Annotated in this window: 18 protein-coding genes; 12 read left to right on the top strand and 6 right to left on the bottom strand. The window is 73.6% G+C overall.

The features are described 5' to 3' along the window. Positions 1-159 precede the first annotated feature (159 nt). Genes OHA34_RS32810 through OHA34_RS32820 form a run of 3 tightly spaced genes read left to right on the top strand, consistent with a single transcriptional unit; the run spans position 160 to position 2,317 of the window. On the top strand, positions 160-1,002 hold the full coding sequence (locus OHA34_RS32810; RefSeq protein ID WP_285937449.1) for an aspartate dehydrogenase domain-containing protein: 843 nt from the start codon (positions 160-162) through the stop codon (positions 1,000-1,002). Beyond that, entirely contained in the window at positions 999-1,808 is an 810-nt protein-coding gene (locus OHA34_RS32815) for an alpha/beta fold hydrolase (RefSeq protein ID WP_329519850.1), read from the top strand. Before OHA34_RS32810 ends, OHA34_RS32815 begins: the two co-directional genes overlap by 4 nt. After that, entirely contained in the window at positions 1,805-2,317 is a 513-nt protein-coding gene (locus tag OHA34_RS32820; RefSeq protein ID WP_285937447.1) for a cupin domain-containing protein, read from the top strand. Before OHA34_RS32815 ends, OHA34_RS32820 begins: the two co-directional genes overlap by 4 nt. 159 nt (positions 2,318-2,476) lie before the next feature. On the opposite strand, the gene OHA34_RS32825 is transcribed toward OHA34_RS32820, so the two are convergent. Genes OHA34_RS32825 through OHA34_RS32840 form a run of 4 tightly spaced genes read right to left on the bottom strand, consistent with a single transcriptional unit; the run spans position 2,477 to position 6,425 of the window. Continuing rightward, complete coding sequence (locus OHA34_RS32825; protein ID WP_329519851.1) at positions 2,477-3,688, bottom strand: alcohol dehydrogenase catalytic domain-containing protein; 1,212 nt, start codon at positions 3,686-3,688, stop codon at positions 2,477-2,479. Next, complete coding sequence (locus tag OHA34_RS32830; RefSeq protein ID WP_285937444.1) at positions 3,685-4,563, bottom strand: ABC transporter permease; 879 nt, start codon at positions 4,561-4,563, stop codon at positions 3,685-3,687. Before OHA34_RS32830 ends, OHA34_RS32825 begins: the two co-directional genes overlap by 4 nt. Then, complete coding sequence (locus OHA34_RS32835; RefSeq protein ID WP_285937443.1) at positions 4,560-5,354, bottom strand: ABC transporter ATP-binding protein; 795 nt, start codon at positions 5,352-5,354, stop codon at positions 4,560-4,562. The genes OHA34_RS32830 and OHA34_RS32835 overlap by 4 nt, the downstream gene beginning before the upstream one ends. Positions 5,355-5,357: 3 nt before the next feature. Further along, positions 5,358-6,425, bottom strand: a complete 1,068-nt coding sequence (locus OHA34_RS32840; RefSeq protein ID WP_329519852.1) for an ABC transporter substrate-binding protein — start codon at positions 6,423-6,425, stop codon at positions 5,358-5,360. A 194-nt stretch (positions 6,426-6,619) separates the two neighbouring features. Here OHA34_RS32840 and OHA34_RS32845 point away from each other — a divergent pair, with 194 nt between their 5' ends. The 7 genes from OHA34_RS32845 to OHA34_RS32875 all read left to right on the top strand — a co-directional run bounded on the left by OHA34_RS32845 (position 6,620) and on the right by OHA34_RS32875 (position 12,130). After that, positions 6,620-7,159: a MarR family winged helix-turn-helix transcriptional regulator gene (locus OHA34_RS32845; RefSeq protein ID WP_285937440.1), complete on the top strand. Its 540-nt coding sequence runs from the start codon at positions 6,620-6,622 to the stop codon at positions 7,157-7,159. 285 nt (positions 7,160-7,444) lie between these two features. After that, entirely contained in the window at positions 7,445-8,035 is a 591-nt protein-coding gene (locus OHA34_RS32850) for a TetR/AcrR family transcriptional regulator (protein WP_285937439.1), read from the top strand. Positions 8,036-8,045: 10 nt separating this feature from the next. Then, positions 8,046-9,254, top strand: coding sequence for a cytochrome P450 (locus OHA34_RS32855; protein WP_285937438.1), 1,209 nt, complete (start codon positions 8,046-8,048; stop codon positions 9,252-9,254). A gap of 17 nt (positions 9,255-9,271) precedes the next feature. Continuing rightward, positions 9,272-10,054 (top strand): SDR family oxidoreductase, encoded by a 783-nt coding sequence (locus tag OHA34_RS32860; RefSeq protein WP_329519853.1) that lies wholly within the window; start codon positions 9,272-9,274, stop codon positions 10,052-10,054. Continuing rightward, positions 10,051-11,388 (top strand): cytochrome P450, encoded by a 1,338-nt coding sequence (locus tag OHA34_RS32865; protein ID WP_285937436.1) that lies wholly within the window; start codon positions 10,051-10,053, stop codon positions 11,386-11,388. The genes OHA34_RS32860 and OHA34_RS32865 overlap by 4 nt, the downstream gene beginning before the upstream one ends. After that, the gene (locus tag OHA34_RS32870) at positions 11,385-11,579 is read left to right on the top strand and encodes a ferredoxin (protein WP_285937434.1); all 195 of its coding nucleotides are present in this window, start codon (positions 11,385-11,387) and stop codon (positions 11,577-11,579) included. Before OHA34_RS32865 ends, OHA34_RS32870 begins: the two co-directional genes overlap by 4 nt. Next, entirely contained in the window at positions 11,579-12,130 is a 552-nt protein-coding gene (locus OHA34_RS32875; RefSeq protein WP_285937433.1) for a nuclear transport factor 2 family protein, read from the top strand. The genes OHA34_RS32870 and OHA34_RS32875 overlap by 1 nt, the downstream gene beginning before the upstream one ends. Before the next feature lie 53 nt (positions 12,131-12,183). On the opposite strand, the gene OHA34_RS32880 is transcribed toward OHA34_RS32875, so the two are convergent. Then, the gene (locus tag OHA34_RS32880) at positions 12,184-12,690 is read right to left on the bottom strand and encodes a DUF3515 domain-containing protein (protein WP_329519854.1); all 507 of its coding nucleotides are present in this window, start codon (positions 12,688-12,690) and stop codon (positions 12,184-12,186) included. Positions 12,691-12,697: 7 nt separating this feature from the next. Further along, positions 12,698-12,931 carry an Lrp/AsnC ligand binding domain-containing protein gene (locus OHA34_RS32885; RefSeq protein ID WP_285937431.1) on the bottom strand — a complete coding sequence of 78 codons (234 nt, stop codon included), beginning with the start codon at positions 12,929-12,931 and terminating at the stop codon, positions 12,698-12,700. Between the two features lie 101 nt (positions 12,932-13,032). Here OHA34_RS32885 and OHA34_RS32890 point away from each other — a divergent pair, with 101 nt between their 5' ends. Both OHA34_RS32890 and OHA34_RS32895 read left to right on the top strand, forming a co-directional pair. Continuing rightward, positions 13,033-14,034: a thiamine-phosphate kinase gene (locus tag OHA34_RS32890; protein ID WP_329519855.1), complete on the top strand. Its 1,002-nt coding sequence runs from the start codon at positions 13,033-13,035 to the stop codon at positions 14,032-14,034. Between the two features lie 279 nt (positions 14,035-14,313). Further along, complete coding sequence (locus tag OHA34_RS32895; RefSeq protein ID WP_329519856.1) at positions 14,314-15,249, top strand: cellulose binding domain-containing protein; 936 nt, start codon at positions 14,314-14,316, stop codon at positions 15,247-15,249. The last annotated feature ends 16 nt before the right edge of the window (positions 15,250-15,265 follow it).

The raw sequence follows: 15,265 nt of genomic DNA on the forward strand, positions 1-15,265 counted from the left end.
CGCACCCGCCGTCCGGCCCCGGTCAGCCTCCTGACCGGGGCCGTTGGCGTGCCCTCGTCCGGCCCCCGCGCGGGCCGAGATTCTTCTCACTCTTGCGCCGGACCGCTCCTGCTTGGTAAATATCTTCAGGCCAAGTATCTTTAGTCCAAGCTATCAAGGGTGGGTGACGTGCGGGACGACCGCGATGCCGAACTGCGGGTCGGCGTGCTCGGCCACGGGGCGATCGGCTCCAAGGTCGCGGGGCTGCTGCGCCGGGGCGAGATCCCGGGCGCCCGGCTGACCGGCGTGCTGGTGCGCGGCGACGGACCGGTGCCCCTGCGGGCCCGCACCGTCCGCGCGCTGGTCGAGTCCGCCGACGTGGTGGTCGAGGCCGCCGGGCAGCAGGCGCTGTGGGACCACGGCGCCGAGATCCTGGACGCCGGATGCGACCTGGTCGCCGTCTCGGTGGGCGCGCTGGCCGACGACGGCCTCTTCCGCGGCCTCACCGGCGCCCGCGGCGCCGGGGCCGTCCCGAGGGGACGACTGCTGGTGTGCCCGGGGGCCCTCGGCGGCCTGGACGTGGTCCGCGCCGCCACCATCGGCGGGCCGCTGATCTCCGCCCGGCTCACCTCGTCCAAGCTGCCCGGTTCGCTGGTCCAGCCGTGGATGGACGAGGGGACGGCCGCGCGGCTGCGCGCGCTGCGGCCGGGCGACGAGCCGGTCGTGGTGCACGACGGCCCGGCCCGCGAGGCGGCCATCCGGTTCCCCCGCAACGCCAACGTGGCCGCCACCCTGGCGCTGGCCGCCGGCGACTGGTCCGCGGTCCGGGTCCGGCTGGTGGCCGACCCCGGCGCGACGCTGACCAGGCACGTCGTGGAGTTCCGCGCCCGGATCGGCGAATACCGCTTCGAGCTGGGCAACCTGCCGGACGCCGACAACCCGGCGACCAGCGGGCTGGTGCCCTACGCGGTCGCGCGGACGCTGGCCGACCTGGTGCCCGGCACCGCCTGGCGGATCGCGTGAGCCCCGCCCCGGCCCCCGCCGAAGCGGCCGTCCCCCTCGACACCGGCGCCGGCGCGCCGGTCCTGTGCCTGCACGGCATCGGGTCCAGCTCCGCCGCCTTCGCCCCCGCGGCCCCGCTCCTCGCCGGTCCGCTGAGGATCATCGCCTGGGACGCGCCCGGCTACGCGGCCTCGCCCGACCCGTCCGGCCCGCCCGGGATGGACGGCTACGCCGACGCGGCCGTCCGCGTGCTCGACCGGCTCGGGATCGAGCGGGCGAGCCTCGTGGGCGCCTCCTGGGGCGGCGTGATCGCCACCCGGCTCGTCCTGCGGCACCCGGACCGGGTCGCCGCGCTCGTCCTGGCCGACTCCACCCGCGGCTCCGGCGGCGCCCCGGAGAAGGCCGCCGGGATGCGTGCGCGCGCCGCCGAACTCGCCGGGACCGGCGCCGAGGCGTTCGCCCGGGCCCGCGCGCCGCGCCTGCTGTCGCACACCGCGTCCGCCGCGGACGTCGCGCGGGTCGCCGCGGCGATGGCCGCCGCGATCAGGCTCCCCGGCTACGGGTACGCGGCGGAGTCGATGGCCGCGACCGACCACGGCGACCGCCTGGCCGCCGTCGGCGTCCCCACCCTCGTCGTGGTCGGTGAGCACGACGTCGTATGCCCGCCCGCGGAGAGCCGGCTCATCGCCGGCGCCATCCCGGGCGCCCGGTACGCCGAGATCCCCGGCGCCGGACATCTGTCCCCCCAGGAACGGCCCGAGGCGTTCGCAGCGGCCGTACGCGATTTCCTCATCTCCCGTACACCAGCAGAGGAGCATCTCCGATGACCGAGAAGAACACCACCGAGCTCGATGCCCTCATCGACTCCTGCATCGCCAGCAAGGCGAGCCGCGACGAGGACTGGGACACGCTCGCGTTCCAGGCCAAGGCGGGGGAGGAGTTCCGCCGCGCCCAGATCCGCTACATCGGGTCCGGGGCGACGGGCAACCATGAGGGCGACTCGCGGATCCTGCCGTCCGAGCACTTCACCTTCTCCAACATGCGGCTCCCCGTCGGCGGGGTGGGCCCCGAGCACACCCACCACGACGTCGAGGAGGCGTTCTTCGTCCTGGAGGGCGAGCTGGAGGTGACCGTGCACGACGTCGAGGACGGCACCAAGACCGCGAGCCGGCGGCTCGGCTACCGCGACCTGATCCGGGTCCCCGCGGGCGTCCCGCGGAGCCTGAAGAACGTGGGCGAGGGCGACGCGCTCTTCTGCGTGATCATCGGGACGCAGAAGCCGCAGCTCCCCACCTACCCGGCCACCTCGCCGATGCACGGCGTCACCCGGGACTGAGAGCACCCGCCCCCGGACCGCGCGCCAGGCCGGTCCGGGGGCCGGGACCAGCAGGCGGGACGGCGGGAAGCGCCCACGGCGAAGCCCACGGAACCGCGGACACAGAAAGGCGCCGGAGCCCATGACGACTCCGGCGCCTTTCCGCGTCCGACAGTTGGTCTAAGGGACGAGTACGTACTTCTCGCACGCGCCCGCGCCGAACCGCTCGTAGGCGGCCGCCGCGTCGTCCAGCGGGACGCGGGTCGCGTTCACGACCTCGCCGATGGCCAGGCCGCCCCGCAGCACCGCGCTCGCCAGCTCGTCCTGGTAGCGCCGCGCGGGCGTGGCGCCCGCGCTCACGGTGATGGCCTTGGACCACACCCCGCCCAGCCAGACGCCGAGCGCCGGACGCGCGCCGGGAGCGCCCGCCGGGTACACGCCCGGGATGGCGAGGGCGCCGCCCGGACGGACCACGCCCACCACGTCGTTCAGCGCCGCCGCCATCGGCACCCGGGGCCCGTCCGGACCGCCGTCGCCTCCCGCCGCGCCCGCCACGGCCTGGTCGGACGCGCCGACGCAGTCGATCCCGGCGTCCACGTACGGGACGCCGAGGATCTCGGCGACCAGATCGGGCAGCGGGGCGCCGCCGAGCCGGACGGTCTCGAAGCCCACCGTCCGCGCGTGCTCCAGCCGCTCGGCGTTGAAGTCACCGACGATCACCGCCGCCGCGCCGAGCAGCCGGCAGGCCGCCGCGCAGGCCAGCCCGACCGGGCCGGCGCCGGCGACGTACACCGTCGAGCCCGGCGCCACCCGGGCGCCCTTGGCCGCGTGGTACCCGGTCGGCAGGATGTCGCCGAGGAGCGCCACGTCCAGCAGCCGCTCGCGCGCCTGGTCGGCGTCGGGCAGCACGTACAGGTTGAAGTCGGCGTACGGCACCAGGGCGTGCTCGGCCTGAAGGCCCGCCCAGCCGCCGAAGCCCTCGCCCATCCCGTAGGTCGCGCCCGGACGGGCCGGGTTGGTCTCCAGGCAGTGCCCGGTGAGTCCGGCCCGGCAGTTCGGGCAGCGCCCGCAGGCGACGTTGAACGGCACCGAGACCACGTCGCCGGCCCGTACCCGCTGCACGTCCCGGCCGACCTCGGTCACGACGCCGGTGAGCTCGTGCCCGAGGATCATCCCGGGCGCCGCGCCCGGATGGTGCAGCGTGTGCTGGTCGGAGCCGCACACGCAGGTGGCCAGGGTCCGCACGAGGACGCCGTGGTCGCAGCGGCGCGGCAGCACGCCCGGTCCCGGGCGCACCTCCAGCCCCGGCAGCGGCACGCGGCCGACCTCGGCGCGGCCCGGACCGGCATAGACGACGGCACGCTGGGTGCCGCCGGTTCCCGGCCCGGTCACAACGCCCCCGACGCCTCGAACCTGCGGCCGCTCTTGCGGCCGGGCAGCAGCACCCGCTCCAGCACCTCGACCAGGATGAACAGGATGAAGCCGATCACGGTCAGCCAGGCGATCGAGGCGAACACGGTGAGGCTGTCCATGTCGCCGCGCGCGGTCATCAGCAGCACGCCGAGGCCCTTGTCGGCCCCGACGAACTCGGCGACCACGGCGCCGACGACGGCCAGCGTGATGCCGACCTTGATCCCGGCGAAGATGCTCGGCAGCGCCCACGGCCAGCGGACCTTCCAGAACGCCTGCCACCGGCCCGCCCCCATGGAGCGCACCAGCATCAGGCTCTCCGGCCGCGCGGCGCGGAAGCCGACCAGCGAGTCGATCACGATCGGGAAGAAGCAGATCAGCGCCACCATCAGGACCTTGGGCAGCTGCCCGAAGCCGAACCAGATGATGAACAGCGGCGCGACCGCCACCTTCGGCACCACCTGCGCGATGATCAGCAGCGGGTACACCGCGCGGCGCACGATCTCGCTGTAGACCATCGCCACGGCGATCGGCAGCGCGATCACGATGGCGAGCGCGAAGCCGACGAAGATGGCCACGATCGTCGGCACCGACTGCTCGGCGAACAGGCTGAAGTCGCCGAACATCTTGCCGAGGACGGCGCCGGGAGCCGGGAGCACGTACTCCTCGACGCTGCCGAACGACACGACCGCCTGCCACAGCGCGACCAGGACGACGACCAGCACGGCCGGCAGCCCCCAGTCGGCGTACCGCGACGCCAGCAGGTTGCGCCTGCGCCTGCGCGGCGCGGGCGCTCCGCCGGCCGGGGCGGCCGTCGCGGGGGCGGCCTGCCGCGCCTGCTGTTGGGTCGGGCTCACTTCGCCTCCTCCGAGAGAACGCCGAGGGTTTCGAAGACGCCGCGGATCTCGCCGACCAGGTCGCCGAACTCCCGGCTGGTCCGGGCGCTCAGGTGCCGCGGACGCTCCAGCGGGACGCGGAACTCCGCCGCGATCCGCGCCGGACGGGGGGAGAACACCAGCACCCGGTCGGCGAGGAAGACGGCCTCGTCGATGCTGTGGGTCACGAACACCACGGTCTTGCGGCGCTCCATCCACAGCCGCTGGAGATCGATCTGGATCTGGTCGCGGGTGAGCGCGTCGAGCGCGCCGAACGGCTCGTCCATCACCAGGATCTCAGGATCGTGCAGCAGTGCCCGGACCAGCGCCACGCGCTGCTGCATCCCGCCCGACAGCTCGTCGGGGTAGCGGCCCTCGAAGCCGTCCAGGCCGACCTGCCCGAGCAGCTCCCCGGCGCGGGCGGTCGCCTCGGCCTTGGAGGTGCGCCGGATCTCGGCCTGGAGCAGCACGTTCTGGAGCGTGGTCCGCCAGGGCAGCAGCTCGGCGTTCTGGAAGACGATGCCGAGGTCGGTGTACGGCTTGAGGACCGCCTCACCGGCCACCCTGACCTGGCCCGAGGTGGGCTGGGTCAGTCCTGCCAGCGCCATCAGCAGCGTGCTCTTGCCGCAGCCGCTCGGCCCGACGATGGCGAGGAACTCCCCCCGCTCGAGCTCGAAGGACATCTCGTTGACCGCCGTGACGACGCCGGTGCCGGTGTCGAAGGACTTGGTGAACCGGTCGAACTCGACGAAGGGCGTGGTTGCCTGGGCCATCCGCTACTCCGTTCCCAGGCCGTCCGCGCACTTGGCGAGGAACGCGTTGCTGGCGATCTCGGCGGTCTTGACCTTGCCGGCCTCGACGCCGCCGTACTGCTCCATGATGCCGATGGTGCTCTTCCAGTCGGCCGCGGCGGTGCAGCCGAACGGCTGGCCCTTGGTCTTCTCGGTGGTCATCAGCTTGGCCGAGGCCAGCCACTGGTCCTTGACGACCTGCTTGGACAGCGAGCTGGTCGGCGCGACCTTGAAGAACGAGGCGACGGCGGCGTCGGGGTTCTTGTTGGTCTGCTCGACGGCCTCCGCGGTCGCGGCGAGGAACTTGCGGACGGCCTCGGGGTTCTCCTTGGCGAACTTGTTGGAGGACACGATGCCGGAGCTCAGCACGTCCAGGCCCGCGTCGGCGTAGCCGAGGACGGTCAGGTCGCCCTTGACCTTGGTCTTCATGTTCGGCTCGGTGACGTTGAGCAGGCCGAAGGTGAACTGGGTCTTGCCCTGGACGAACAGGCTGTCCCGGGTGGGGATGTCGACCTTGTTGAACTTGACCGAGTCCGGGTCCAGGCCGCTCGCCTTGGCGAAGGCGGGGAACACGGTCTCGGCGGCGGAGCCCGCGGTGTACCCGGCGGTCTTGCCGGCCAGGTCCTTGGCGGTCTTGATCCCCGAGTCGGACCGGGTGAAGATCGCCAGCGGTGACCGCTGGACCATCCCGGCCACCATCTGGACCGGCATGTTCTTGCCCGCCGCCTGCACGAGCGAGCCCGCGTCGGCGTAGCCGAGGTCGTCGGACCCGTTGGCGACGGTCTGGAGCGTGGTCGCCGAGCCCTTGCCGGGGTTGAGGGTGAGCTTGATCCCGTGCTTCTCGTAGATCCCCTGGTCGAGTCCCGCCACGAGGGGGAGGACCGCGCCGGTGTAGAAGACGTCGGTACGGAGGTTGATCTTGGTGTTCCCGGAGGCGTCCTTGGAGTCTCCGGACCCGCCGCAGGCCGACAGGGTGAGGGCCGCGGCGACCGTCAGGGCGGCGCCCGGCAGCATCCAGCCCCGCTTGCGGAGCGCGGCAATAGGTGTGTGCATCGTGACCTCGTTTGAGACTGGACCAGACGACGCGGGGACGGCCGTCCGATGCGATGTCCGCCGTTGGAGGGTGGCGGAGGTGCAGAGTTACTTAGCCCAAAGTATCTGGAACCTAAACTACTTGTGTCAAGGTATCTTGGTTCCGCTACTCTTCCGCTACCTGGAAACGCCCCTCACCCCATGGACGGTGCGCATTGGACACGGTCGAGCAGGCTCTGGACGAGTGGCGCCGGGAGCGTCCGGATCTCGATCCCTCGCCGATCGGGGTCTTCGGCCGCCTGCGCAGGGTGGCCGAGCTCTCCCGGCACGAGCTGGAGACCTACCTGAGCCCGCACGGCCTGACGCCCAAGTCGTTCGACGTCCTGGCCAACCTGCGCCGGGGCGGCCCCCCGTACCGCAAGACGCCCTCCGAGCTCGCCGAGTCCTCGCTGCTGTCCAGCGGCGCCATGACCGGCCGGCTCGACAGCCTGGAGCGGGCCGGGCTGATCTGCCGGACCCCGCACCCGAGCGACCGCCGGGTGATGTTCGCCGAGCTCACCCCGGCCGGGATCGAGCTGATCGACGACGTGTTCGCCCTGCACCTGGAGAACGAGGAGGCGCTCCTCGACGGGCTGACCGCCGAGGAGCGCGCCGGGATCGTCGCCGCCCTCGTCCTGCTTGAGGGCACCATGCTGGCCACCGTCGCCGAGCGCACGGTCATCCCGCCCCGCCGTCCGCGCCGCACCGCGGGCTGACGCGCGCACCAGGCTTCGCCGGGGCCGTCTGAGGGCCCCGCCGCCGAAGCCCGAACCGTTCATGTGGGGCGGCGCCCCGGCACCGGCCGGGGGCGCCGCCCCATTCGTTTCATTTATGCCCTGCTGGCATTACCCAGCTCCCGGTGGCGGCCACGGCCGCGATCATCCGGAGATGGTGGGGACCCAGGTCCATGGGGACTCCCGAGCAGGTGGCCGATCCCCCGTGACGCCTGAATGCTAACCCGGGCTTGCCGCGTCCCGCTGTCTGAACTAGTGTCTGGACATGTGTCCGGAAAACAGCGCCTCACGACCGAGCCCACCCGCCGCCGCCTCACCGAGCGGCAGGCCGACACCGTGCGCCGGCTCACCGGCGCCGCGGTCGAGGAGGTCCGGGACACCGGGTACGAGGGCCTGACCGTACGGAACGTGGCCCGGCGCGCGGGTGTCGCGCCCGCCACCGCCTACACCTACTTCGCGTCCAAGAACCACCTGATCACCGAGGTGTTCTGGCGGCGGCTCGGCGCCCTGCCGCCGGTGCCGGCCGGCGGCGCCGGCCCGGTCCGCGGCCGGGTGGTGGAGGTGCTGCGCGAGATCGCGCTGCTGGTGTCGGACGAGCCCGAGCTCGCGGCGGCCTGCACCACCGCGCTGCTCGGCACCGACCCCGACGTCCGCGAACTGCGGGTCCGGATCGGCGTCGCGATCCGCGAGCGGCTCCAGGCGGTGCTGGGGGAGCACGCCGACCCCAAGATCGTCGGCGCGCTGGAGCTGGCCTACGCCGGCGCGCTCGTGCACGCGGGCATGGGCTACACCTCCTACGCCCGGATGGCAGACCGGCTCGCCGAGATGGCCGAGCTCATCCTTCCCGAGACCGAGTGAGGTGACGGCTGTGGACCCAGCCCCCCGTCCCGACCGGCAGGTCGCCTACAGCCCCTACGACTACGCGGTCCACGAGGACCCCTACCCGATCTACGCGCGGCTCCGCGACGACGCGCCCCTCTACCGCAACGACGAGCTCGGCTTCTGGGCGCTGTCGCGGCACGCCGACGTCGCCGCCGCGTTCCGCGACCACAGCACGTTCTCCAGCGCCAACGGCGTCTCGCTTGAGCCGAGCGCGTGGGGCCCGCACGCGCACCGGACGATGTCCTTCCTCGCGCTCGACCCGCCCGGGCACACCCGGATGCGGGCGCTGGTGTCCAAGGGGTTCACGCCCCGCAGGGTGCGGGAGATGGAGGAGGGCATCCGGGCCCTCGCGCGCAAGCACCTGGAGCCCGCGCTGGACCGCCGTGAGTTCGACTGGGTCGCCGACTTCGCCGGGCTGCTCCCGATGGACGTCATCTCCGAGATGATGGGCGTCCCGGAGGCCGACCGCGCGGAGGTGCGGCGGCTCGCCGACCTGGTCGTGCACCGTGACGAGGGCCTCAACGACGTCCCGCCCGCCGGGATGGAGGCCGCCCTCACCCTGGTCGGCTACTACCAGGAGATGGTCGCCGAACGGCGCCGCAGGCCCACGTCCGACCTCACCTCGGCGCTGCTGGAGGCCGAGGCGGGCGGCGACCGGCTCGCCGACCGCGAGATCATCGCGTTCCTGTTCCTCATGGTGGTGGCCGGGAACGAGACCACCACCAAACTGCTCGCCAACGCGCTCTACTGGGGCTGGCGCAACCCCGCCGAGGCCGCCAAGCCGCTGGCCGACCCCGCTCGGGTGGACGACTGGGTGGAGGAGACGCTCCGCTACGACACCTCCAGCCAGATGCTCGCCCGGACGGTCGCCCGCGACACCGTCCTGCACGGCCGGAAGGTCCCCGAGGGCGACCGGATGCTGCTGCTGGTCGGCTCCGCCAACCGCGATCCCCGCGTGTTCGACCGGGCCGGCGACTACGACCTCGACCGCGACACGTCCCCGCTGATCAGCTTCGGCGGCGGCCGGCACTTCTGCCTCGGCGCCAACCTGGCCCGGCTGGAGGCCCGGATCGCGCTGGCCGAGCTGACCGCGCGGATCTCCGCCTACGAGGTCGACGGGGCACGCGCCGAACGCGTGCACTCGGTGAACGTGCGCGGTTTCGCCGCGCTGCCCGTACGCCTGGACGTCCTGTGATGCCGGAGGTGCTGTCAGTGCCGAGATTCGATCCCCATCCCGAACGCCGACCCGCCGTGGTGACCGGCGCGTCCTCCGGAATCGGGGCCGCGACCGCCACCGCGCTGGCGCTGGCCGGCCACCCCGTCGCGCTCGGCGCCCGCCGCGAGGCCAAGTGCGAGGAGCTGGCCGTGACGATCCGGGCCGGCGGCGGCGAGGCGTTCGCCCACCACCTGGACGTCGGCGACTCCGGCTCGGTCAAGGCGTTCGCCGCCGCCGCGGCCGACGCGCTCGGCCCCATCGAGGTCGTGGTGTCGGGCGCCGGCGACCTGGCCGCCGACCGCGTCCACGAGCTCGACTCCGACGCGTTCCTCGCGCAGGTGCAGGTCCACCTGGTCGGCGCGCACCGGCTGGTGTCGGCGCTGGTCCCCGGGATGGTCGCGCGCCGGCGCGGCGACGTGGTGCTGGTGTCGTCGGACGTCGTGCGGGTCCCGCGCACCCGGATGGGCGCCTACGTCGCCGCCAAGAACGGTGTCGAGGGCATGGCGCGGGCCATGCAGATGGAGCTGGAGGGCACCGGCGTGCGCGCCTCCATCGTCCGGCCGGGCCCGACCATGACTGGCATGGGCATGGGCTGGGACGCCGAGACCACCGGCGTGGTGCTGGAGGAGTGGGTGAAGTGGGGCGCGGCCCGCCACCCCTGCTTCCTGCGGCCCTCCGACGTCGCCGCCGCCGTCGCGACCGTCGTCGGCACCCCCCGCGGCTCCCATCTGTCCCTGGTCGAGGTGCAGCCCGAGGCACCGCTGGAGGCGTCGTCATGACCGCACTGCTCGAACCGCGCGCCGTGTCCGGCGGGCCCGACCACCTGGACGAGCTGCGCACCGACCCGATCGCGCTGATGCGCCGCGTCCGGGACGAGTGCGGCGACGTCGGCGCGTTCCGCATCGGCGGGCGCCGCGTGGTGATGCTGTCGGGCGCCGAGGCCAACGAGCACTTCTTCCGCGCGCCGGACGAGGAGCTCGACCAGGCCGAGGCGTACCCGTTCATGACCCCGATCTTCGGCGCGGGGGTGGTGTTCGACGCCACCCCCGAGCAGCGCCGCGAGGCCCTGCACAACCAGGCGCTGAAGGGGTCCTTCCTCAAGGGCCACGCCGCCACGATCGCCGCCGAGGTCGGCCGGATGACCGCCGGCTGGGGTGAGGCGGGCGAGATCGACCTGCTCGACTGGTTCGCCGAGCTGACCATCTACACCTCGTCCGCGTGCCTGATCGGCCGCAAGTTCCGCGAGCAGCTCGACCGGCGGTTCGCCGAGCTTTACCACGACCTCGAACGCGGCACCGACGCGCTCGCCTACGTCGACCCGTACGCCCCGATCGAGAGCTTCCGCAAGCGCGACCGGGCGCGCGCGGCGCTGGTCGAGCTGGTCCAGGGGATCATGGACTCCCGGCCGCCGAGACCGCCGCGCGAGGACCGCGACCTGCTCGACGTGCTGATGTCGATCAAGGAGGCGGACGGTCCCCCCAAGTTCTCCGCAGACCAGGTCACCGGCATGTTCATCTCGATGATGTTCGCCGGGCACCACACCACCTCCGGCACCGCCGCGTGGACGCTGATCGAGCTGCTGCGCCACCCCGAGACCCTCGGCGGCGTCACCGGCGAGCTCGACGAGCTGTACGCCGACGGCCGCGAGGTGGGCTTCCAGGCGCTGCGCGCCATCCCGCGGCTGGAGTCGGCCGTCAAGGAGGCGCTGCGGCTGCACCCGCCGCTGATCCTGCTGCTGCGGGTCGCCAAGACCGACCAGGAGGTGCTCGGCAACCGGATCCCGGCCGGCACGATGGTCGGGTGCAGCCTGGCGGTGTCCAACCGGATCGCCGCCGACTTCCCCGAGCCCGACGCGTTCCGGCCCGAGCGGTACGTCTCCCCCCGCGAGGAGGACCTGGCCAACCGCTGGACCTGGATCCCGTTCGGCGCCGGCCGGCACCGCTGCGTCGGCGCCAACTTCGCGTTGATCCAGCTCAAAGCGATCTTCTCGGTGCTGCTGCGCGACTGGGAGTTCGAGCTGGCGCAGCCGTCCGAGACCTACCGCAACGACCACTCCAAGATGGTCGTCCAGCTCGCCCGCCCCTGCGCCGTCCGCTACCGGAGGCGCCGATGAGGATCGAGGCCGACCCGGACCTGTGCCAGGGCCACGCCATGTGCGAGCTGGAGGCCCCGGACGTCTTCGAGGTCCCGCCCAAGGGGAAGGTCCGCGTCCTCGACGCCGCACCTTCCGGTGACCAGCGCGAGCAGGTCGCCGCCGCCGTCCGCTACTGCCCGACCGGGGCGCTCAAGCTGCTGGAGACGTGATGCCCGCATTCCCCCGTGAGGAACTCGACGCGATGGTGGAGCACTGGCTCGACACCAACCGGCGCTGCGAGGAGGCGGGCGACTGGCGCCCACTGGCCGAGCTCTACACCGAGGACGCCACCTACGGCTGGAACATCGGGCCCGGCCAGGACTTCATGGCCGTCGGCCGCGACGAGATCCGCGACTTGGCCCTCGGCTCGGAGATGGGCGGGCTGGACGGCTGGTCCTACCCCTACCAGAGCATCCTGGTGGACGAGCGGAACGGCGCGGTGGTCGGCTTCTGGAAGCAGGTCGCCGACGCGCGCCGCCCCGACGGCAGTCCGTACGAGGTCGCGGGCATCGGCGGGAGCTGGTTCCGCTACGCGGGGGACCGGCGCTGGTCGTGGCAGCGCGACTGGTTCGACCTCGGCAACGTCACCTCGGTGTTCGTCGAGATGATGAAGGCGGGCGTCCTGTCGGACGGGATGCGGCGGCGTCTCGACCGGGCCGCCGCGGGCGATCCCGTGCCCGGCTACTACCAGCGGGGCGACACCCCGGTGCCCCTGTGGTGACCGAACTGTGGTGACCGAACTGCGGTGAACGAAGTGGTGGGCGCAGCGCGGGGTCAGATCTGGCCCTCGGGCTTGGCCGGGATGGTCGCGGTGATCGCCTGGCCCAGCTCGATCAGCACGTCCCCGGGCGGGCTGTACTTGGCGGGCACCGTCACCTCGACGTAGGACTGCCGCGCCACGGCGGTCCAGGTGACCGGACGGTCGGCGGGCTGGCCGAACCAGTCGACGCCGTTGATGGTGCTGAGCTGGCTGGTGGGCAGCAGCGCGGCCGGACGGGGCACCCCGCAGCGCAGCGCGATCGCGGGCGACCCCCAGGCCGCGGTCAGCGGCGAGCCGGGAGTGGTGTCGCGGCGCGACTGGCCGTGCACCTTCTCGGGGAGCCGCAGGCCCTGGCACAGCCGGGCCGTCATCGCGTCCGGCGAGGGCACCGGGACCGCCACCGCACCGTCGGCGCAGCCCGTCGCCAGCAGGGCCAGCGCGGCGAGGGCCGCCGCGGCGGCCGGGACAGGCCGGGCCGGACGCGCGGCGGGCGCGTCCGGACGCCGGGCGGGTCGCCGCACGGCCCGGTCAGATGTGCACGATCGGGCAGGTGAGCGTACGGGTGATCCCCTCGACGCCCTGGATCTGCGCGACGACGAGCTTGCCCAGCTCGTCCACATTCCGCGCCTCCGCTCGAACGATCACGTCGTAGGGTCCGGTGACGTCCTCCGCGAGGGTGACGCCCGCGATCCCGTCGATCTCGCCGGCGACCTCGGCCGCCTTGCCCACTTCGGTCTGGATGAGGATGTAGGCCTGCACCATCACGTCCTCCCCTGGGCGGAGAATTAGCCGTCGAACGGTCACCGTATCGTGTTACCCCGAACGGCGGGCGGCGGCACGGGCCGAGGGCGGGACGGGGGCGGATGGGCACCATCGGGGAACTGGGCGAGTTCGGGCTGATCGCCCGGCTCGTCCGCCGGCTGCCGCCGAGCGCGCGCGTCCCGCTCGGCCCCGGCGACGACGCCGCGCTGGTCGCCGCGCCCGACGGGCGGGTGGTCGCCACCACCGACCTCCTCGTGGAGGGCCGCCACTTCCGGCTCGACTGGTCCGGCCCCTACGACATCGGCCGCAAGGCCGCCGCGCAGAACCTCGCCGACGTCGTCGCGATGGGCGCCCGCCCGACCGCGCTGCTGGTCGGGTTCGCGGCCCCGCCCGGCACCGAGGTCGGCTGGGCCGAGCGGGTCTACGACGGGCTCGGCGACGAGTGCGCCGAGGCCGGCGCTGCGGTGGCCGGAGGCGACGTCGTCGGGGCGCCCCAGGTCACCCTTGCGATCACCGCGCTCGGCGACCTGGCCGGGGCGCCGCCGCTGACCCGGTCCGGGGCCCGTCCCGGCGACCTCGTCGCGGTGCGCGGCCGGCTCGGCCACTCCGCGGCCGGCCTCGGCCTCCTGCTGGACGGCTGGCAGGACACGGCCGATCCCGCCGCAGGGGAGGTCGCCGCCGACCCCGCCGGCCGGGAGGGCGCGGCCGGCCCCGCCGGACGCGAGGGGGCGCGCGAACTGGTCGCGGCCCACCGGCGCCCGCGCCCGCCCTACGCGGCCGGCGCCGAGGCCCGCGCGCTGGGAGCCACCGCGCTGCTCGACGTGAGCGACGGGCTGCTCCAGGACCTCGGCCACATCGCGGCGGCGAGCGGCGTCCTGATCGACGTGGACTCCGCGGCGGTGCCCGTCCCGGACGTGCTCGGCCCGGCCGGGCTGCGGTACGCGCTCACCGGCGGGGAAGACCACGCGTTCGCCGGAACCTTTCCCGCCGCGACCGTCCTGCCGCCATCCTGGAGCGTGATCGGAACGGTCGCGGAAGGGATTGGCGTGACGGTCGACGGGGCCTCCCACGGGGCCGGCGGCTGGGACCATTTCGGCGAGTAAACGCACGTAGAACGGGATGGGGCGGGGTGAGTCGCTTTACTCATCCAGTAGGCATCATTGGGACTGATTTGGTATACATCCTGTGATCGAACGAGGGATGGGATGGGACGACACACCAAGCTCCAACATCCGGAAGACGAGCCCCCGGCGGACGCCGATCCGTTTTCCGGACGCCCCGCCGGACAGCCCCCCGGTCCGGCACCCGATCTCCCCGGTGCTCCCGCTTACGGCCTGCGACCTGGGGGCTCTTTCGATACGGCGCCGTTCGGCATGCCGCGCGTGGACGAACCGCCGCGACCCGGGCCGCGACCTGGGCCGCGATCCGAGGCGCCCACCCCGTTCGACCCCGGGCCGGGGGCGCCGCAGGCCCAGGCGCCCTACGCCGCGCCCACCCCCGCGCCGACCCCGCCGGCCGCGCCGCCTTCCGGTCCGCTCACCACCTCCCCTTTCGACCCGGCCGAGGAGCTCGCCTTCGGCCCGTCCGACGAACTGGTCTTCAGCGCTCCCGTGCCGCCCGCGCCGCCCGGTCCTGCCGCGCCGTACGCCGAGACCCGCGTCGACACGTTCTCCGCTTCGCCTCCCGGGACGCCCCTCGGCCCGCCGCCCGGCTCCCCGCCCGGCCCGCCGTCCGATGAGCCGCCCCCTGAGCCGCCCTCAGCGCGGCGCTCCGGCGCGTCCACCCGCGGCACCTGGTCCAAGGCGTTCGTCAAGCTGCCCGTCCCGCTGCTCCCGATCGTCGCGCTGGTCGTCGCGGTCGGCGTCGTCGCCTACGCGCTCAGCACCCAGCAGATCTCGCTGAACTTCGCCGGCGGCGCCCCGAAGGAGCCGCAGACCGGCCCCAAGGACAGCCAGGTGTCGCAGCGCAACCCGAAGGAGCGCGCGAGCCGCGGCGCGCACCGCGCCGACGGCCTGGTCGTGGCGTTCCGGCGGACGTCCTCGACGGCCACCGGCTTCCGTGCCACCGTGACGATCGCCAACCGGGGGCAGCGGCCCGTGCCGCGCTGGGCGCTCGCCTTCACGATCCCGAACGTCTCGGTCCGGACGGTGTCCGGCGCCGCCGTCGTCAAGACCGGACGGCTCACCCACGTGCGCAGCAAGACCGGCACGGGCCCCCTCGTCCCCGGCGAGTCCGTGAAGATCGCCTTCACCGCCACCGGCAAGGCGGCCGGCCCCTCGTCCTGCATCCTCAACCGGCTGGCCTGCGCCCGCGTCTGACCAGCTTGCCCCGCCA

The organism is Spirillospora sp. NBC_01491, from assembly GCF_036227065.1.
Taxonomy (GTDB): Bacteria; Actinomycetota; Actinomycetes; order Streptosporangiales; family Streptosporangiaceae; genus Spirillospora; species Spirillospora xylanilytica.